17 protein-coding genes are annotated in these 17,742 nt (G+C 66.8%); 11 read left to right on the forward strand and 6 right to left on the reverse strand.

Annotated features, from left to right (window positions below; genetic code table 11):
* Nucleotides 1-128 precede the first annotated feature (128 nt).
* The 4 genes from ACFC0O_RS10155 to ACFC0O_RS10170 are packed head-to-tail and all read left to right on the forward strand — an operon-like array spanning nt 129 to nt 4,321.
* Nucleotides 129-2,891, forward strand: coding sequence for a nitrate- and nitrite sensing domain-containing protein (locus ACFC0O_RS10155; RefSeq protein ID WP_375956090.1), 2,763 nt, complete (start codon nt 129-131; stop codon nt 2,889-2,891).
* Nucleotides 2,888-3,316: a roadblock/LC7 domain-containing protein gene (locus ACFC0O_RS10160; RefSeq protein ID WP_364629260.1), complete on the forward strand. Its 429-nt coding sequence runs from the start codon at nt 2,888-2,890 to the stop codon at nt 3,314-3,316. Before ACFC0O_RS10155 ends, ACFC0O_RS10160 begins: the two co-directional genes overlap by 4 nt.
* Nucleotides 3,313-3,741 carry a DUF742 domain-containing protein gene (locus ACFC0O_RS10165; protein WP_364629257.1) on the forward strand — a complete coding sequence of 143 codons (429 nt, stop codon included), beginning with the start codon at nt 3,313-3,315 and terminating at the stop codon, nt 3,739-3,741. Before ACFC0O_RS10160 ends, ACFC0O_RS10165 begins: the two co-directional genes overlap by 4 nt.
* The gene (locus tag ACFC0O_RS10170) at nt 3,722-4,321 is read left to right on the forward strand and encodes an ATP/GTP-binding protein (RefSeq protein ID WP_375956092.1); all 600 of its coding nucleotides are present in this window, start codon (nt 3,722-3,724) and stop codon (nt 4,319-4,321) included. The genes ACFC0O_RS10165 and ACFC0O_RS10170 overlap by 20 nt, the downstream gene beginning before the upstream one ends.
* A gap of 348 nt (nt 4,322-4,669) precedes the next feature.
* On the opposite strand, the gene ACFC0O_RS10175 is transcribed toward ACFC0O_RS10170, so the two are convergent.
* Nucleotides 4,670-4,990 (reverse strand): hypothetical protein, encoded by a 321-nt coding sequence (locus ACFC0O_RS10175; protein WP_364629254.1) that lies wholly within the window; start codon nt 4,988-4,990, stop codon nt 4,670-4,672.
* A gap of 515 nt (nt 4,991-5,505) precedes the next feature.
* Here ACFC0O_RS10175 and ACFC0O_RS10180 point away from each other — a divergent pair.
* A complete protein-coding gene (locus tag ACFC0O_RS10180; protein ID WP_375955434.1) occupies nt 5,506-6,066 on the forward strand; it encodes a DUF4254 domain-containing protein in 561 nt (186 codons plus the stop codon).
* Here ACFC0O_RS10180 and ACFC0O_RS10185 read toward each other — a convergent pair.
* The 3 genes from ACFC0O_RS10185 to ACFC0O_RS10195 are packed head-to-tail and all read right to left on the reverse strand — an operon-like array spanning nt 6,060 to nt 8,640.
* Nucleotides 6,060-6,416, reverse strand: a complete 357-nt coding sequence (locus ACFC0O_RS10185; protein ID WP_375955435.1) for a hypothetical protein — start codon at nt 6,414-6,416, stop codon at nt 6,060-6,062. The genes ACFC0O_RS10180 and ACFC0O_RS10185 overlap by 7 nt on opposite strands.
* On the reverse strand, nt 6,417-7,565 hold the full coding sequence (locus tag ACFC0O_RS10190) for a fatty acid desaturase family protein (protein ID WP_375955436.1): 1,149 nt from the start codon (nt 7,563-7,565) through the stop codon (nt 6,417-6,419).
* 13 nt (nt 7,566-7,578) lie between these two features.
* Complete coding sequence (locus ACFC0O_RS10195) at nt 7,579-8,640, reverse strand: ferredoxin reductase (RefSeq protein ID WP_364629242.1); 1,062 nt, start codon at nt 8,638-8,640, stop codon at nt 7,579-7,581.
* Nucleotides 8,641-8,829: 189 nt separating this feature from the next.
* Between ACFC0O_RS10195 and ACFC0O_RS10200 the strand changes: the two genes are divergently transcribed.
* Nucleotides 8,830-9,468 (forward strand): TetR family transcriptional regulator, encoded by a 639-nt coding sequence (locus ACFC0O_RS10200; RefSeq protein WP_375956095.1) that lies wholly within the window; start codon nt 8,830-8,832, stop codon nt 9,466-9,468.
* On the opposite strand, the gene ACFC0O_RS10205 is transcribed toward ACFC0O_RS10200, so the two are convergent.
* Nucleotides 9,469-10,788, reverse strand: a complete 1,320-nt coding sequence (locus tag ACFC0O_RS10205) for an MFS transporter (RefSeq protein WP_375955438.1) — start codon at nt 10,786-10,788, stop codon at nt 9,469-9,471.
* 19 nt (nt 10,789-10,807) lie between these two features.
* Nucleotides 10,808-11,980 carry a helix-turn-helix transcriptional regulator gene (locus ACFC0O_RS10210; protein WP_375955439.1) on the reverse strand — a complete coding sequence of 391 codons (1,173 nt, stop codon included), beginning with the start codon at nt 11,978-11,980 and terminating at the stop codon, nt 10,808-10,810.
* Between the two features lie 101 nt (nt 11,981-12,081).
* On the opposite strand from ACFC0O_RS10210, the gene ACFC0O_RS10215 reads away from it, so the two are divergent.
* The 5 genes from ACFC0O_RS10215 to cmrA all read left to right on the forward strand — a co-directional run bounded on the left by ACFC0O_RS10215 (nt 12,082) and on the right by cmrA (nt 17,725).
* Nucleotides 12,082-13,509 carry an MFS transporter gene (locus ACFC0O_RS10215; protein ID WP_375955440.1) on the forward strand — a complete coding sequence of 476 codons (1,428 nt, stop codon included), beginning with the start codon at nt 12,082-12,084 and terminating at the stop codon, nt 13,507-13,509.
* Between the two features lie 134 nt (nt 13,510-13,643).
* Nucleotides 13,644-14,237 carry a PadR family transcriptional regulator gene (locus ACFC0O_RS10220; RefSeq protein ID WP_375955442.1) on the forward strand — a complete coding sequence of 198 codons (594 nt, stop codon included), beginning with the start codon at nt 13,644-13,646 and terminating at the stop codon, nt 14,235-14,237.
* Nucleotides 14,234-16,261, forward strand: coding sequence for an FAD-dependent oxidoreductase (locus ACFC0O_RS10225; protein ID WP_375955444.1), 2,028 nt, complete (start codon nt 14,234-14,236; stop codon nt 16,259-16,261). The genes ACFC0O_RS10220 and ACFC0O_RS10225 overlap by 4 nt, the downstream gene beginning before the upstream one ends.
* Complete coding sequence (locus ACFC0O_RS10230) at nt 16,261-16,893, forward strand: hypothetical protein (RefSeq protein ID WP_375955446.1); 633 nt, start codon at nt 16,261-16,263, stop codon at nt 16,891-16,893. The genes ACFC0O_RS10225 and ACFC0O_RS10230 overlap by 1 nt, the downstream gene beginning before the upstream one ends.
* Before the next feature lie 37 nt (nt 16,894-16,930).
* Complete coding sequence (gene cmrA / locus ACFC0O_RS10235; RefSeq protein WP_364629215.1) at nt 16,931-17,725, forward strand: mycolate reductase; 795 nt, start codon at nt 16,931-16,933, stop codon at nt 17,723-17,725.
* Nucleotides 17,726-17,742 lie beyond the last annotated feature (17 nt).

A 17,742-nucleotide genomic window follows, 5' to 3' on the forward strand; every position in this document is an offset into this window, starting at 1 on the left:
ATGTTGTTCACCCCATTGTCTTCCCCTGGACGCGAAGACCACATCTGCCTCTGACATCTTGCTGGTAATTCTCTGTGCACCCGGTCCTGGGCAGTGCGGAAGCTCGATTTTCAGGAGTGTGTGTGAATATGCGTCCGGCGCGATTGTTGCAGCGCGGTAACGTAAAACTCACGCCCGCATTGGAATTCATCCGGCCGCGCACTATTCGCGCCCGACTGCGGCGCATTCTGCTGCTCTCGGTGGTGCTGGTGCTGGCCCTGCTCACCGTCATCATCTCCGGTGAGGTGACGCGCTATCGCGATACCGGATCCACCACGCACGCGGTCGATCTCGCGCTGGCGGTGCAGGATCTGGTGCACGAGGCGCAGCGCGAACGCGGTCTCACCAACGGTCTGCTCGGCGGTGACGATTCCGCGCGCGGCGCGGTCACCGCACAGCGCGCCGCGGTGGATGGCGCGCTGCAACAATTGAATCGGGTGCTGAGCACCGGTGCGCCCGGATCGGCGCAGGTGCGCGATGCGCTGGGACGGCTGTCCGGGCTCAGCGCCAATCGCGGTGACGTCGACGCCCGCCATATCGATCGAGCGGCCTCGTTCACCTTCTACACCGGTGCGATCCTGGCCCTGAATCAGGCGCGGCCCGGACTGGACAACGCCCGCGATACCCAACTCTGGCGCGGATTGCAGACGCTGTACGCGCTCGGCGACGTCAAGGAGTACACGGCGCAGCAGCGCGGCTTCCTCAACGGCGTCTTCGCCGCGGGCGGGTTCGGGCCCGGTGAATACGTGCAGTTCCTCGATATTCGCGCCGGAAAGCAGGGCGCCGTCGCGGCTTTCGAACGCGAGGCCACCCCCGAACAGCGGTCCCGGCTGTACACCGCCATGCGCACCGATGAATCGGTGCGGGCCGCCGAATCCGAATCGATCGCCATCGCATCGGTGCGCGGACCACTGACCGAACCGGTGAATCCGGCCGACTGGTGGCGGCAGATGACCTCGGTCATCGATGCCGAACGCGGGGTGCAGCGCGGCATCGGCGATGAGATCCACGCTCGCGCCGCCGAATTGCGCCGCGACGCCGCGACGGTGCTCGGCGTGTACGCGCTGGCCGCACTGCTCGCGGTGGCGGCCATGGTGGCGCTGGTGGTGACGACCGTGCGGGCCATCGTGCAACCCCTCGCCGAGCTGGCCCGGGAGGCGGACGCGGTCGCCGACGAGCGGCTGCCGCGGTTGGTGGCGGACTGGCACGACAGTGCGGTCGAGGATCCCGAACCACCCGAACCGGTGCGCGCCAACGCCGCCGCGGGCGCCGAGATCGCCTCGGTGGCAACGGCGCTGGACCGCGTCCAGGCCACCGCCTTCGAACTCGCCTCCGCCCAGGCCCGGCTGCGCCGCAACACCACCGAATCACTGGCCAACCTGGCCCGCCGCAATCAGAACCTGGTACGCCGCCAGCTCGGCCTGATCAGCGATTTCGAACGCGAGGAACTGGATCCCAGCGCGCTGTCCAACCTCTTCGAGCTCGACCATCTGGCCACCCGCATGCGCCGCAATGCCGAAAGCCTGCTGGTGCTGGTCGGCGAATCCAGTCCGCGCCGCTGGTCGCAGTCCATTCCGCTCACCGATGTCATTCGCGCGGGCCTGTCCGAGGTGGACGACTACCGCCGCGTCATCATGCGGCGCGTCGACGATGCCGCCATCGCCGGATCCGCGGTCAGTGAGCTCGCGCATATGCTCGCCGAACTCATCGAGAACGGATTGGCCTTCAGCCCACCGGATCTCGAAGTGGAGATCTACGGCCGCCGCATCGGCCCGCGCTATCTGCTCGCCGTGGTGGATCACGGCGTGGGCATGCCCGCCGATCAACTCGCCGTGGCCAATGCCCGCCTGCGCGGCGAAGCCGACTTCCTGGTGGCCCCCACCCGCTACCTCGGCCACTTCGTCGTCGGCCGCCTGGCCAAACGCCTCGGCATCGAAGTGGAACTCACCGTCTCCCCCGTCAGCGGTGTGGTGGCGCGTCTGCTGATCCCCGAATCCCTGCTGGGCGATCAGGCCCCGCCCCCGATCGCCGCGACCCCGGGCCTGGACTCGAAACACGCTGCCGTCGCGGCACTTCCCGCCGCCGACGATATGCCCGAGCCCAGCTACGGCCGCCACAGTCCCGCCAGAGCACTGGCCGCGGCGACCGCCCCGGAATCCATTGAACCGCACCCGACCACGACAACCGGCGACTTCCCGTTCAGCACAACGGTATTCGCCGCCTCGGGTGAAACGAGCCGCAATGCGCACATCGCGTTCACCTCCGGCGGCCTGACCACCGGCGGCATCATCGAACCGCCCGACCCGCGCGACAGATACGCCAACGGCGCGCGCTCGGTCCCCACCGGCGGCAGCGGCGTCAAACTCATCCCGCTCGCGGATCCAGCCGATCCCCCTGCGGGACAACCGGTGTCGAACCGCCACAGCGGATCCGAAGTGATCGGTGAGGTGCCCGCGACCGGATTCCCGGACGGTTCGGCCGGACGCCGCACGACGGTGGACCCCGCGCGGGCCGTCATCGCGGGTGTGGCGTCCGCGCCGGGATCGACGCCGCCCTCACCGGCGGAGGCGGCTGATGTTCCGGGATCCGTCCCGCAGGTGCAACGCACACGAAACGGTCTCGTCAAGCGCAGCCGGAAGACTCGGGAGAATTCGGGTGTCACGCCGGGTGGCGCCCAACCCGCACCGCCGTCCCCGCCCGCCGTTCCGCAGGCCGATCGCACCCCGGAAGCGGTGCGCGGCATGCTAGCCGGGTTCCGGGCCGGGCATCAGCGCGGTGAATGCGTTGTGCCGCAGCAGGATACGGGCGCATCGGCTCGACCCGGCTCGAAGAATCAGGAGGACCGCAGGTGACGACCCACTACCCCGACACCGATCCGCACGCGTTCAATTGGCTGCTGGCCGATTTCGTGCGCGGCACCGACGGTGTGCGCGATGCGGTGGCGGTCTCCTCGGACGGGCTGCTCATGGCCATGTCCCAGGGACTGGACCGCAATGGGGCCGACCGGCTCGCGGCCATGGTGTCGGGGCTCACCAGCCTCGGTCGAAGCGCTTCGCGCAGTTACGATTTCGACGGACTGCGGCTCATCATGATCGAGATGGGGCGGGGGTTCCTGCTGGTCTCGGCGATGACCAATGGCAGCTGCATCGGCGTCATCGCCGAACACCAGGCCGATGTGGGCCTGGTCGGATATCAGATGGCCGTGCTCGCCGAGCGCGCCGGCGCGCTGCTCACCCCGGCGCTCATCACCGAACTGCGAGAATCGCTGGCCCGATGAATGATTCGCACCGGTTGCCCGACGCCCGGATGATGACCGGATTCCCGATGCGGCAGGGCGCCGCGGCCGATGAGATCGACACCTCGCCCGGAGCCGCGGAAGCCGACCTACAGGTGGTGCGCCCCTTCATGATGACCGCCGGACGCACCACACCCCTGGTCGACGGACTGCGCATCGAAACCCTGGTGCGCGCCTCACCCGCCGCACTGTCCGCCCCACTGCGTTTCGAATTGGAACGGGTGGTGCGGCTGTGCCAGCGCCCGCACTCCATCGCCGAGATCGGCGCCGCACTGCGGGTGCCGGTCGGGGTGGCGCGCGTCCTGGTCAGCGATCTGGTCGCCGCCGGCCATGTCGCGGTGAGCCAGGGTAGTGAACTGTCCACCTCCGCGATCGAAAGGATCCGGGATCTTGTACGGGCACTCTGACATTCCCGCCCCCGCCCCGCTCGCCTCCTCGGTGAAAATCGTGGTCAGCGGCGGTTTCGGCGTCGGCAAGACCACGCTCATCGGCGCCATCTCCGAAATCGAGCCGCTCGCCACCGAAGCTGCCATGACCGAGGTCTCGGTCGGGGTCGACACCCCCGGCCGCGCGACCGGAAAGACCACCACCACGGTGGCATTGGACTTCGGCCGCATCACCCTCGATCACTCGCTGGTGCTCTATCTCTTCGGCACGCCCGGCCAGGAACGCTTCGAATTCCTCTGGGACGATCTGCTGGACGGTGCGCTCGGCGGCGTCATCCTGGTCGACACCGATCGGGTCCAGGACTGCTATCCGGTACTGGACTACTTCGAACAGCGCCGCACCCCATTCGTGGTGGCGGTCAACCGATTCGAGGCCGCACCGGCCTTCGAACTCGACGAGGTGCGCGAGGCCCTCGATATCGACCCGTCCATCCAATTGCTGGATTGCGATGCGCGCGACCGGGAATCGGTGAAAACCATCCTCGTTGCCCTACTGGAACAAATCCTGCAGGCCCGCCGCTCCCCCGTCCTGGCACTCTGAATTCACCCCGGCCGCCCCACCGCGACCGCAAACCGCCCCGAGTGCGTGCGCACTCGGGGCGGTATCCCGAAAACCCTTCCGGGAGATGAGGTTTAACGGCCGCCGAAGGAGCCGGTGAACAGGGTGTTGAGGATACCGCTGAGTGCAGCGCTACCGGTGTTGAAGAGCCCGTTCAGGGCGGCGCTACCAGTATCGATGATGACCGGGATCATTATTTTCAACCTCTCTGTTGGTTCGCCTCCGTCCGGGATTTCCGACCGGCGACGTGACCCACCTTGCAGGGGCTCCCTTACAGCGCCCTTGCCTGTTGCTGAGAGGTAACTAAGTTGGCGTGTGTCGCCCGACACACTAGTTCGGGGCGTGTCCGTCCGCCGCGTACAGGCTCACTTCACCGTCTTCCCCCAGAAACGCGTTGACCAGCATCGTTCCCGAGGAACGCAGCTCATCCGGGGTCGGCGCGGCGGTGGTGACCGAGATCTGCGGTACCGCAGCCCAGTTCACGACATAGCGTTCGGGCGGCCCGTCATCATTGGACAGGTGCGCGAGCCGGAACACCGACACCCGCCGGCGAACAATCAGGGTGCGCACGACTTCGGCGATTCGCTCCGGGTCTTCCAGCGCGAACATGAATCCGAAGCGCAGCTCGGGTGAGGACGCATAGGCTGGCACGAATACCCAGGCTAATCGAGCGCGGCGCGCAGCGCTCCCGGCGCGCCGCGCCGATAGCTATTCATAAGCCTGAGTAACGGACTCGATCGAGGCGAACGCGGCACCGGCCTGGAACCGACCGACCAGCCCGTGCAGATGCACCCCCGAAGAGGTGTCGATCAGCCACCTTTCACAACCCCCACGTGACTCAGTTGTAATGCTGTATAACGATTCTCCGCCAGGTTCGCCGATCGAGCGCCGTTTGGTTGCGCCCGTCCGACTATCGCGCTTTCCTGAAATAGTCCCGTATTTCGGACAGTCTCCCCATCGCACCGTCGCGAATTTCCCGGTTTCTTCACCGTGCCGTTTGTGGTGGGCTGTGCGTCCCGGCATGCGGGCCTGCGCCGGAGCCGAGGGGAGCCCCTCCCCGAAACCTCCTCGGCTCTGGCGCATCCAAACTGCACTGGCTAAGGGTGGGAAATATGGCAACGGACTACACCGGTACGGGGTACGGAGCCGAGCTACCATCGCCCAGAATGCTGTTGCGCGCCTTCCAGGAACCGGTCTCCACACTCTGCACCGATCCTTCCGACGCCGCCCACCCCGATCGCGAGGTGCTGGCCGCGGCCCACGACCTGGTGCAATGCCATGAGGGCAGGCATCGGGCACAGGAGGCGGCACACGCCGCCGGAGCCACACCGCAGCGCGTGGCCGACCATATCGGGCTGGTGGAAGATATCGACGCCCGGCGGACCGAGCTGGTGGCGCGCATCGACGAATGGGTGGCGATCCATATCCCGCATCGCGGCGGGGCCTCACTGCACACCGAGACGCTCGGCGCGGTGATAGACCGCATGGCGGCGAAATGGGTTGCGGCGCAACAGGCTTTGAACACTGCTCGGTCGGAGGGTGCAGTGCGCAAACAGAATCCGGACGGCCGCCCGCGGCGGCGCAGCAGCCCGCATCTGGGCGAGCCGCCGCGGCACGCGGACAGCGAGGCGCACCTACAGTGGTATCGCCTCGCCGAACTCGCCGATGGCTATAAGGATCTGATTACCGAAGTGGCACAGCACCGTAGGCGGTTGCCCGTCTACTGACGCGGTTCCACGATCTCGGCGTCGATGAACTCCGGCTCCGGTTCCACCTTTACCGCACCAGGCTGGGCCTTGGGCGAATCAGTCTGGGCCGCAACGGGTTCCGCGTCGCCGTCGAAATCATCATCGAAGTCGTCGAGATCCGCGGCGGACGCGCGCTGACTGGCGGCATCCTGTGCGGCGGCCGCGGCCGCCTCGCGCATTTCGATGGCGTCGGTGATCCAGTCGCCGATCTCCTTGGTCACCTCGGCGACCGTTCCGGTGATGATCGATGCGATATTGCCGACGTGCCGGGCTCCGGACGACGTCAGTTCCTGGATCAGATCCTTATTGCTTTCGAATTTTCCGATCATTCACACGCCCACTTCGCTAGCCTGCCCCCGGCGCATCACGATAACACCGTTGGGTTGCGGTTTCCCCGCGAGCACCGGCGGCAGCGCGAGCTTGAACAGCTTGGCCCAGACCGAGCCGATCTGCTGGCTGAAGCTACCGGTGTTGTAGGGCAGACCGTGCTTCTCGCACAGCGCCTTCACCTCGGGCGCGATCTCCGGATACCGGTTCGCGGGCAGGTCCGGGAACAGGTGGTGTTCGATCTGATGCGAGAGATTCCCGCTCATGATGTGGAACAGGCGGCTGCCGTCGATATTGGCCGAGCCCAGCATCTGGCGCACGTACCACTCGCCCTGGGTCTCCTCGGTGCACTCTTCCTCGGTGAACGTCTGTACGCCCGACGGGAAATGCCCGCAGAAGATGATCGAGAACGTCCACAGGTTGCGCACGATATTGGCGGTGAAGTTACCGGCCAGCGTGGACAGGAACAGCGGTCCGGTCAGCGCCGGGAACACCACGTAATCCTTGAGCACCTGCCGCCCGGCCTTGCGAACCTGACCCTTGACCAGCGCCTTGATATCGGACCACTTGCGCTTGCCCTGGATGATGTTCTCCACCTCCAGGTCATGCCCCATCACGCCCCATTCGAACGCGACCATGAGGAAGAACGCGTACAGCGGGTTGCCCAGCCGCAGCGGGTTCCAGGGCTGCTGCTCGTCCACGCGCAGGATGCCGTAGCCGATATCGCGGTCCATGCCGTGGATATTGGTGTACGTGTGGTGCATGTAGTTGTGCGAGTGCCGCCACTGATCGGCCGGGCAGACGGTGTCCCATTCGAAGACCCGCGAGTTCAGGCCCGGCTCACGCATCCAGTCGTACTGACCGTGCATGACATTGTGGCCGATCTCCATATTGTCGAGAATCTTCGACACCGACAGCGCGGCCACGCCCGCCAGCCAGAACGGCGGCAGGAAGCCGAGGTACATGAGACCGCGGCCGGCGATCTCGAAACCGCGCTGCGCCTTGATGATCGAGTAGATGTATTCGCGATCCCGCTCGCCCAGATCGTCGGTGACGCGGGCGCGGATCTCGTCCAGCGCGCGGCCGATCTCCTCGACCTGCTCCTGGCTCAGTACGACGGGTCCCGCGGGTGTCTCGGTAAGTATCGCCATGATTTCTGTCCCCTCAAATAGCGATGTCGACGTCCCCGACGGGGGCGTTGATGCAGAGTTGGATGGGCTGGTCGGGGTCCGCGTCGACCTCGCCGGTGCGTAGATTTCGGGTGCAGCCGCTGCGCTTGACCGCGGTGCAGGTGAAGCAGATACCCATGCGGCAGCCGTATTCCGGGGTGAGACCGGCGGATTCGGCCTGCTCGAGCAGGCTCGCGCCATTGTTCTCGACGGTCTTGCCGGTACCGGAGAAGGTGATCTCGCCCTCGGCCGTGGCCGGATCGGAAGGCGCGACGGTGAGCGTGAACTCCTCCGAATGCAGCCGCTCTTCCAGCTGTTCGGCCTCGTAGACGGTGCGTACCGCCTTCATGAGTCCGGGCGGGCCGCACAGGTAGGTCTGCGCGAACGGGAACCACGGCGCGAGCCGCTCCAGCTCGTCATAGCTGAAGTTCGCATCGCCGCCGAGCTCGGGGTAGAGCAGTTCGACCCGGAAGTTGTTGTGCTGCAACGCGAGAGCCTCGAGCTCGGTGCGATGCGGCACCCATTCCGGTGAACGGTTGTAGTGCAGGAACAGCACCCGGCCCTGATACCGCTCGCTGGCGAGCGTGCGCAGCATGGACAGCGCCGGGGTGATACCGCTGCCGCCGGTGATCAGCACGATGCGATCGGGCCGCTCGGCGGGCAGGTGGAAGACGCCGGACGCCGGGGCCAGGTCGACCACCATGCCGGGAATCGCGTTCTCGTGCAGGTAATTCGACACCAGGCCGTGCGGATGCGCCTTGATGGTGAGTTCGATGTGCTTGTCGCGGCGACGGTCATTGTTCACCGGCGAATAGCAGCGGGTGTGCTTCACACCGTCGATGACCACGCCGATCTGCACGTACTGACCGGCGAGGTGGCCGCGCCACTGCCGGGTCGGGCGCAGCGTGAGCGTCACCGAGCCGACGGCGCTGCGGCGCACGTGCGTGATCTCGGCGCGCATATCGCGCAGGGTGAAGTTGGGGCGGACCAGCTCGAGATAGCGGTCCAGCTGATGCGGAGTGGTCAGTTTCTCCACGAGGTCGATGAGTCCAACCATTCTGGCCTCCTGTCGCGCCGCCGGGCTGGGCGACGCTGTCACGTTTCGATGTGCACGATCTCAGCGGGCGCTGATTTCGGTGCACATCTGTACACTCAACTAGTGTGCCGCTTGGAGGCCATCGAGTTCAACCGGCAGTTCGTGTGACCCACACGACATCTCACGAATGGAACGAATGTGAACGAATGTATGCTCATCGATGTGAGCGAGCAGGCAGCAACCAGGGGTGAGCGCAAGGAACGGACCCGCGCGGCACTACTGGACGGCACCCTCGCCCTGGCCGCCGAACGCGGCTTCGCCGCCCTGAGCCTGCGTGAGATCGCCCGGTCCGCGGGCATCGTGCCGACCGCGTTCTACCGGCACTTCACCTCACTCGACGAACTCGGCACCACCCTCGTCGAGGAGGGCGTGCGCCAACTCCGGCTGGCACTGCGGCAGATGCGCCGCACCCCCGACGCGCGCCTGGCCGCGACCGTCCGCTTCGTCTTCGAGCAGGTCGACAGCAAAACCGATCTGTGGGGCTTCCTGATTCGCGAACGCCACGGCGGCTCGGCGGCGCTGCGCGGCGCCATCGCGGTCGAAATGCAGCTCATTGTCCGAGAACTCGTGGTGGACCTGTCCCGGGTACGCAACCTCGACCACTGGTCCCCCGAGGATCTGGAGCTGGCCGCCGATCTGATCGTCGCCACCGTCGCCGACCGCATCGCCGACTACGTGGTCGCCACCCCGCGCGATCGCGCCCGCATCATCGACCGCACCGTGCTGCACGTACGCCTCATCGCATTGGGCATGGGCGCGTGGGATCCGGACGCCGTCTCCCATCCGTGATCAGAGCGCGGGCTGCCGGACCGGGAGCAGTGCGGCCAAACCCAGCGCGAGCACCAGCAGCAGACCGATGATGCCGAACCGCTCCGAACCCGTCGCCCAGACGAAGAAGCCGAAAAGCACCGGGGCCAGGAAGGATACGGCGCGGCCGGTGGTGGCGTAGAGGCCGAACATCTGCCCCTCCCGGCCCGGCGGCGTCACCCGGATCAGGAAGGTGCGCGCGGAAGACTGTGCGGGACCGACGAATACGGTCAGCAGCAGACCGAAGATCCAGAACATGAGCGGGCCGGAAACCACCAGCAACACCAGTCCGCACCCGATCATGGCGACCAATGAGACCACGATCACCGGTTTCGGGCCGATGCGATCGTCGACCCGGCCGGCGGTGATCGCGCCAAGGGCGGCAACGACATTCGCGGCGATACCGAACAGCAGCACATCGGAGTCGGCGATATCGTAGACGCGCACCGCCAGCACCGCGCCGAAGGTGAACACGCCCGCCAGGCCATCGCGGAAGATGGCGCTGGCGAACAGGAATCCGACGGCGCGGCGATCGGCACGCCAGAGTTCGCGCACATCACGCCACAGAATGCGATACGCGTCCCGGAGCTTGCGCGTATCCGCGCCGGGATCGGCTGTGGTGCGCGGCAATTCGGGAACGAACAGGAACAGCGGCAGCGCGAAGGCGGCGAACCAGACCGCCGCAACCAGCGCCACCAGCCGGATATTCAGGCCGTCATCGGTGGGCACGCCGAGCAGGCCCCGATAGTCGCCCTTACCGGAGATGAAGCCGAAATACACGATGAGCAGCAGGATGATGCCGCCGAAATAGCCCATGGCCCAGCCGAATCCGGACACCCGCCCCACGGTGGCGGGCGTCGACACCTGCCGCAGCATCGAGTTGTACGGCACATGCGACAGCTCGAACGTCGCCGAGCCGATACCCAGCAGCACCAGCCCCACCCACAGGTAGTGGTAGTTCTGATGCACGAAAAACATTGCCGCCATCAGCATTACCGTGAACGAGGTCAGCACGCCCAGCGACAGTTTGCGTTTCGCCGTGGCATCGAAGAACTGCCCGCTCACCGGCGCGGTCACCGCCACCACCAACCCGGCCAGCCCCAGCGCCCACCCCAGCCAGGCGCTCGACGACACACCCCCGGGCAGATCCTTGCCCACCTTATCGGTGAGATACACCGAGAACACGAAGGTCAGGATCACCGCATTGAACGCGGCCCCACCCCAATCCCACAGCCCCCACGACACCACCGGCCCCCGCCCGGCAGCCGACCCGATCGTCTCCTGCCCGGAAACCTCAGCCATGCGCGCAGCTTAGGCGAATTCAGCCGACCTCCGGGTGTGCCTCGGCGAAATGCGCCAGCCAGGGCTTGCGCCGCTGCTCGGCGGTCATGGTCAACAGCGCGCGCAGTCGCGTCCAGCCGTTCTCGTCCACCGGCGTCAGCACCTGAATCCACGCCCCCGCGATGGACGGCAGCGACATGCTGGTCATGCTCATCTCCAGATCGCCGGTCACCACATTGCGGATCACCCGAATCCGCCCCAGCGGGAACGCCACATCGTTACGCGCCCACATCTCCGCGAACAGCGGGCTGGCGGTGACGAGATCATCGATGAACCCCGTCCACAGCGGATCATGCAGGTTCTTCACATACGCCGCGCGCAGATACCCGACCATGCGAGCCAGGTATTCATATTGCGCCGCATACGGATTGCAGCATTCCGGGGCCAGGAACACCTTGCGCAGAATGTTCTTCTCGCCCAGCAGAAAACCCGGGCACAGCGCGGCATACGCGGAGTTGTACGCCAGCACGTCGTAACGCGCCGACAGCAGCACCGCGGGCAGCGGCGTCAGGTGATCGAGGATGACCTGCACTTCCTCCGGCACCGGCTCATCGAACTGCGGCGCGGGAATGGTCGGCACATCCGCCAGTCGGTACAGATGCGCCCGCTCCGCGCCGTCCAGGCACAGCGTGCGCGAAATGGCGTCCAGCACTTGAATGCTCACATTGATATCGCGGCCCTGCTCCAGCCACGTGTACCAGGTGATCCCCACCCCTGCGAGCTGCGCCACCTCCTCCCGCCGCAGCCCGGGCGTGCGCCGCCGAGATCCGGTGGGCAACCCCACCTCCCCCGGCGTGATCCGCGCCCGCCGCGATTTCAGGAAGGCCGACAACTCATCCCGCCGCGTCTTGCGCACCTCCCGGGAATCCTGCGGAACAGCCACGGCCGGCGAATTCTCGATCGGAACCAACTCCATCCGCACAATCGTCCCGTCCGCCGCGAACGGCCCCGCCTCCCGTCCGCGCCGCGCACCCCCGGCCGCGATACGGTCGTCCCCGATCACGCCGGACCCGGTTCCGGCCGCATCCGCACCACGGTCGATGCTCAGTTCGGGAGTGGCTGCCGTCGGGCCGGAACCGACCGGCCGCTGGCGCTCGCGCGTTCGCGCGGCGCGATGGCTCGCGGGCACGGCATTTCCGGTTACGGGATTCACTTCTCCATACTGGTCGCAATCCGCACCCGTATCCAGGTGGTGGTAGTACCAGCATAAGCAGGCTCCTGGTACCCGGTTCCGGGGCGGCGGATGGTCATGGCATGACTCAGAGCCTGACCCAATCCCCGCCGGTGGTGGCGGCTCCGGCTGTCGCCGGAACCGGTCGCCGCTCGCTCGCCGTTCTCACCGTGATCCTGCTCGGGCAGTTCATGGCGGTGCTGGACGCCTCCATTGTCAATGTCGCCATTCCCGCCATGCGAACCTCGTTGCACGCCAGTGGTTCCGGGCTGCAATTGATCGTCTCCGGATATGTGATCGCGTATGCGGTGCTGCTCGTCACCGGGGCGCGGCTGGGTGATCGGTTCGGGCAGCGGACCATGTTCGTGGCCGGGCTGGCGATCTTCACCGTCGCGTCGCTGGCGTGCGGGCTGGCCTGGAGTGCGGGGCCGCTCATCGTATTCCGGTTCCTGCAGGGCATCGGGTCGGCGGCGATGGTGCCGCAGGTGATGACGCTGATCCAGCGGACATTCACGGGAACCACTCGGGCGCGGGCGCTTTCGGCGTACGCGGCCGTCATCTCCGGCGGCATGGTGGTCGGGCAGATTCTCGGCGGGCTCATCGTGAGCTCGGATCTGGCCGGAACCACCTGGCGCGGAGTGTTTCTGGTGAACGTGCCGATCGGGCTGGCGCTGCTGGCCGTCGCACCGCGCATCCTGCCGAGCACCGCGCGCACCGATCGCAAACTGGATCTCGCGGGCCTGGCGGTGCTCACCCCGGCGGTCCTGCTGCTGGTGCTGCCGCTGGTGCTCGGTCACGAGCAGGACTGGCCGGTGTGGACCTGGATCGCATTGGCCGCCGCCGCAGCGGGATTCGCGGGCTTCTGGCTGGTGGAACGCTGGGTGCACCACCGCGGCGGTGAACCCCTGTTCGCGGATCGGGTGCTGCGCGCACCCGGGCTGGTGCTCACCGCCGCAACGCTTTTCGTGGTGATGTGCACCTTCGGCGGCTGGCTGTTCGTGATGGCCATCCACCTGCAGAGCACACTCGGCTACTCCGCCCTGCACGCCGGACTGCTGTTCCTGCCCATGGGCATCACCTTCGCCCTGGCCAGCCTGAACTGGCAGCTCATCCCGGAACGGTTGCACGCCACCATGATTCCGGCGGGACTGGTGCTGGCCGCCGCCACCATGGTGATCATGGGCCTGCTCATGCGCGACGGCGCCGACCTCGGCGCGCTCGAGCTGACGATCTTCGGCCTGATGGGCATCGGCTTCGGCCTGTCCTTCAGTCCGCTCATGGCCCGCACCACCGCCAGGATCCCGCTCGCCCTGGCCGCCGACGCCAGCGGCATCCTGGTCACCAATGTGCAGTTGGGCATCGTGGTCGGCATCGCCAGTTTCGGCTCGATCTTCCTGAGCCTGGCCGGAACCACCGCGCTCTCCGCCTCGCATGCGGTCGGCACCACCGCCATCGTGGAGGGGGTGACGGTACTGGTGGCCGCCGCGCTCGCGGCTCGCGCCGCACGCTGAGTCAGGCCTGATACGGATCAGCGGGGCATCCTATCCGGGGTGCCCCGCATCGGTGTCTTCCGGACGATTCTCCGGCACGACATTCCCTATGCACTGAATTGCATAGTACGTCCCGTCTCAGTTACCCTGGCCGCATGGCCCTCGAACACGCGCTACTGGTATCGCTGACCGAACGCGCCAGTTCCGGGTACGACCTGGCGGGCCGCTTCGACAAATCCATCGGCTTCTTCTGGAACGCCACCCACCAGCAGATCTACCGTGTGCTCAAGCGCATGGAGGAACAGGGCTGGGTCACCGCCGAGGCCGTCGCCCAGGCGGGCCGCCCCGATAAGAAGGTCTACACCGTCAGCGACGCCGGCCGCGCGGAACTGACCCGCTGGATCGCCGAACCCATGGACACCGCGCCGATGCGCAATGAGCTCGGCGTGAAATTGCGCGCCGCCTCACTCGGCGACGTCCCCGCCCTGGCCGCCGAGATCAAGCGCCATCGCGATGAGCACGCGCACCGGCTCGACCTGTACCGCACCTTCGAGAAGAAGGACTACCCCGCGCCGGATCAGCTCACCGGCCGCACCCTGCACCAGTACCTCGTCCTCCGCGGTGGCATCCGCGTCGAGGAGGGGTTCATCGACTGGTGCGACGAGATTCTTGCCGCTCTGCACAAAGACAACCCGCCGCGCGACACAGCCCCGTCGCAGGCGTCCGACCCGAAAGGCACTCGGCAATGAGCGCTTATCCGCATCTGTTCGAACCCCTGGACCTGGGATTCACCACCCTGCGCAATCGCGTGGTGATGGGTTCCATGCACACCGGTCTCGAAGATCGGGCCTGGCATACCAACCGGCTCGCGGCGTACTTCGCCGAACGCGCCAAAGGCGGTGTGGGCCTTATCATCACCGGTGGTTACGCACCCAACCGCACCGGCTGGCTGATGCCGCTGGGCGCGAAGCTGACCAATAAGACCGAGGCGTACCGGCACCGCGTCATCACCAAGGCGGTGCACGCCGAGGGCGGCAAGATCGCGCTGCAGATCCTGCACGCGGGCCGCTATTCCTATATGCCCGGCAGTGTTTCGGCCTCCTCCATCAAGGCCCCGATCAATCCGCTGCGCCCGCGCGCTCTTTCGAGCAAGGGTGTCGAGCAGACCATCGACGATTACGCGCGCTGCGCCGCCCTGGCCAAGTTCGCCGGATACGACGGCGTCGAGATCATGGGTGGTGAAGGCTATTTCATCAACCAGTTCCTGGCGCCGCGCACCAATAAGCGCAAGGACAAGTGGGGCGGCTCGGCGGAGAACCGCCGCCGCATCGCCTCGGAGATCGTGCGCAAGGTGCGCAAGGCCGTCGGCCCGGACTTCATCATCGTATTCCGTTTGTCCATGGCCGATTTCGTGGAGAACGGCCAGACCTGGGACGAGATCGCGGATGTCGCACGGGATGTGGAGGCCGCCGGCGCCACCATCATCAATACCGATATCGGCTGGCATGAGGCCCGCGTCCCCACCATCGTGACCTCGGTCCCGCGCGCGGCGTTCGTGGAGTGGACCGCCAAGGTCAAAGACATTGTCAGCATTCCGGTCTGCGCGTCGAACCGCATCAATATGCCCGAGACCGCCGAGGAGATCCTCACCCGCGGCGATTCGCATCTGGTGTCGCTGGCCCGGCCGCTGCTGGCCGATCCGGAGTGGGCGCGCAAGGCGCAGCAGGCGCGAACGGACGAGATCAATACCTGCATCGCCTGCAACCAGGCCTGCCTGGATCACGCCTTCCAGATGAAAACCGTGTCCTGCCTGCTGAATCCGCGCGCCGGACACGAAACCGAACTGAAGCTGCTGCCCACCCGCCGCACCCGCCGGTTCGCGGTCGTCGGCGCGGGACCGGCCGGACTCTCGGCCGCGGTGAGCCTGGCCCAGCGCGGCCACCACGTGGATCTGTTCGAGGCCGATGACAAGATCGGCGGCCAGTTCGATATCGCCCGCCGCATCCCGGGCAAGGAGGAGTTCAGCGAGACCGTTCGCTACTTCACCCGCCAGCTCGAAATCACCGGCGTCAACGTCCATCTCAATACCCGCGCCACCGCGCAGCAGCTCATCGAGGGCCGCTACGACGAGGTCATCCTGGCCACCGGCGTGAAGCCGCGCATCCCGAATATCCCGGGCGTCGACCATCCGAAGGTGCTCACCTACGCCGAACTGGTGCGCGAGGGCAAGCCGGTGGGCAAGAAGGTCGCCGTCATCGGCGCGGGCGGCATCGGCTTCGATGTCAGCGAATTCCTCACCGTGGAAGGGCATCCCAGCCTCAAGCTGGACGAGTGGAAGGAAGAGTGGGGCGTCTCCGACGATCCGAACGCCCGCGGCTTCCTCACCGCGCCCAAGCCCTCCCCCGCCGCCCGCGAAGTTGTGCTGTTGCAGCGCAAGGCTTCTTCGTTCGGCAAGGATCTGGGCAAGACCTCGGGCTGGGTGCACCGCGCGGCCGTCAAGGCCAAGGGTGTGGAGCAGATCGGCGGTGTCAACTACGAGCGCATCGACGACAAGGGCCTGCACATCAGCTTCGGTGAGAAGCGACAGCGCCCCACCGTCATCGAATGCGATAACGTAATCCTCTGCGCCGGACAGGAATCCGTCCGGGATCTGGAGGAGCCCTTGAAAGCCGCGGGTGTGCAGATCCACCTCATCGGCGGCGCGGATCTCGCCTCCGAACTCGACGCCAAGCGCGCCATCAACCAGGGCACGCGGCTGGCGGCAGCCCTCTGATGCCCACCCTCACCCGCCTGGGCCTGCCCGGAACCGAGCAGGCCTGGGCGGCCCTGGGTTTCACCGTCGCCGACGATGAATTCCGGATCGGCCACGTCGCCTGCTCCATCGGTGAACCCGCCTGGGGTTTCGACGAAACACACGCCGCCCCAGAGCTTCTCGGCGTTCCGTACCTGGCGGCCGATGCCGGTGCGCAACGCCCGGCCCCGGCGCGGCCGGACCGGGCCTCGAACGGCTCCGCATCGGACACCGTGCACCCGAACGGCGTGACGATCGTCGATCACGTCGTCTACTGGATGCCGAACCTGGACGAAGGCGCGGCCAATCTCACGGCGGTACTGGGCATTCCGCCGCGCCGCCGCTTCTTCCCGCGCGGTCCCGAAGGCCCGGAGATGGCCTTCTACCGCGTCGGCGAACCCTTCATCGAAGCCGTCGGCTCCGGCCTGCCCGCCGATCTCGCGGGCGTAGCCTTCCTCACCCCCGACCTGGACGCCGCCGTGGCGGCCATCCGCGCCGCGGGCGGACCCATCGGCGACCCCCGCCCCGCCGTCCAGGGCGGCCGTATCGCCCCGGTGTGGCGCGGCCACCTCGACTGGGGCATCGCCTTCATGGAGCCCAAGCCCCGCACCTGAGGGTGCGGGCGGGGTGGGAGTGGGTAGGGTTTCGGTCGTGAGCTTGCCTGCGCCTACCGCTGATAATCGTGCCGTTGTGACCGGGTCCTCTTCGGGGATCGGGGTCGCGCTCGCTGAGGAGCTCGCTTCTCGCGGGTATTCGCTGATCCTGGTCGCGCGCCGGGAGGACCTGCTGCAGGAGCTGGCGACCCGGCTGAGCACGCGGTACGGCATCACCGCCGAAGTGCGCGCGGTGGACCTGTCCAATCGCGAACAGCGCGCGCCGCTGGCCAAGGAACTGGCCGAACGCGATATCGCGATCCTGTGCAATAACGCGGGCGTCGCCACCTTCGGATCGCTGGCCAAGCTGGACCTGGATTACGAGCGGGACATCATGGAGCTCAACGCGGTCGCCGTGCACGACCTCTCGCTCGCGGTGCTGCCGAATATGGTCAAACGCGGCAGCGGCGGCATCCTGGTCACCGGATCCGCGGCGGGCAATATGCCGATTCCGAACAATGCCACCTACGCCGCGTCCAAGGCGTTCACCAACACCTGGGCCGAATCGCTGCGCGGGGAGATGAAGGAGCACGGCGTGCACGTCACGCTGCTCGCCCCCGGCCCGGTGCGCACCGACAATCCGGATCAGGAAGAGGTCGGCAACAAGATCCCGGAGTTCATCTGGGTCACCGCCGCGCACACCGCCAAGATCACCATCGACGCCCTGGCCCGCAATAAGATGCGCGTGGTTCCGGGCCTGATCAGCAAGGGTATGAGCCTGGCCGGACAGTTCGGCCCGCGCTCGATCACCTCGCTGGTCGCGGGCGCGGCCTACAAGAAGCTCGGCAGCTGAGCGCAAACCGTCAAGAT

Source organism: Nocardia sp. NPDC056100 (assembly GCF_042266325.1).
In the GTDB taxonomy this organism is placed as follows: domain Bacteria; phylum Actinomycetota; class Actinomycetes; order Mycobacteriales; family Mycobacteriaceae; genus Nocardia.

Bases quoted from the DNA above. Each gene is read 5' to 3' on its own strand.
- ACFC0O_RS10155 (WP_375956090.1), top strand. From the start codon at position 129: ATGCGTCCGGCGCGATTGTTGCAGCGCGGTAACGTAAAACTCACGCCC.
- ACFC0O_RS10165 (WP_364629257.1), top strand. From the start codon at position 3,313: ATGAATGATTCGCACCGGTTGCCCGACGCCCGGATGATGACCGGATTC.
- ACFC0O_RS10180 (WP_375955434.1), top strand. From the start codon at position 5,506: ATGCTGTTGCGCGCCTTCCAGGAACCGGTCTCCACACTCTGCACCGAT.
- ACFC0O_RS10185 (WP_375955435.1), bottom strand. From the start codon at position 6,416: ATGATCGGAAAATTCGAAAGCAATAAGGATCTGATCCAGGAACTGACG.
- ACFC0O_RS10190 (WP_375955436.1), bottom strand. From the start codon at position 7,565: ATGGCGATACTTACCGAGACACCCGCGGGACCCGTCGTACTGAGCCAG.
- ACFC0O_RS10195 (WP_364629242.1), bottom strand. From the start codon at position 8,640: ATGGTTGGACTCATCGACCTCGTGGAGAAACTGACCACTCCGCATCAG.
- ACFC0O_RS10200 (WP_375956095.1), top strand. From the start codon at position 8,830: ATGCTCATCGATGTGAGCGAGCAGGCAGCAACCAGGGGTGAGCGCAAG.
- ACFC0O_RS10205 (WP_375955438.1), bottom strand. From the start codon at position 10,788: ATGGCTGAGGTTTCCGGGCAGGAGACGATCGGGTCGGCTGCCGGGCGG.
- ACFC0O_RS10215 (WP_375955440.1), top strand. From the start codon at position 12,082: ATGACTCAGAGCCTGACCCAATCCCCGCCGGTGGTGGCGGCTCCGGCT.
- ACFC0O_RS10220 (WP_375955442.1), top strand. From the start codon at position 13,644: ATGGCCCTCGAACACGCGCTACTGGTATCGCTGACCGAACGCGCCAGT.
- ACFC0O_RS10225 (WP_375955444.1), top strand. From the start codon at position 14,234: ATGAGCGCTTATCCGCATCTGTTCGAACCCCTGGACCTGGGATTCACC.
- ACFC0O_RS10230 (WP_375955446.1), top strand. From the start codon at position 16,261: ATGCCCACCCTCACCCGCCTGGGCCTGCCCGGAACCGAGCAGGCCTGG.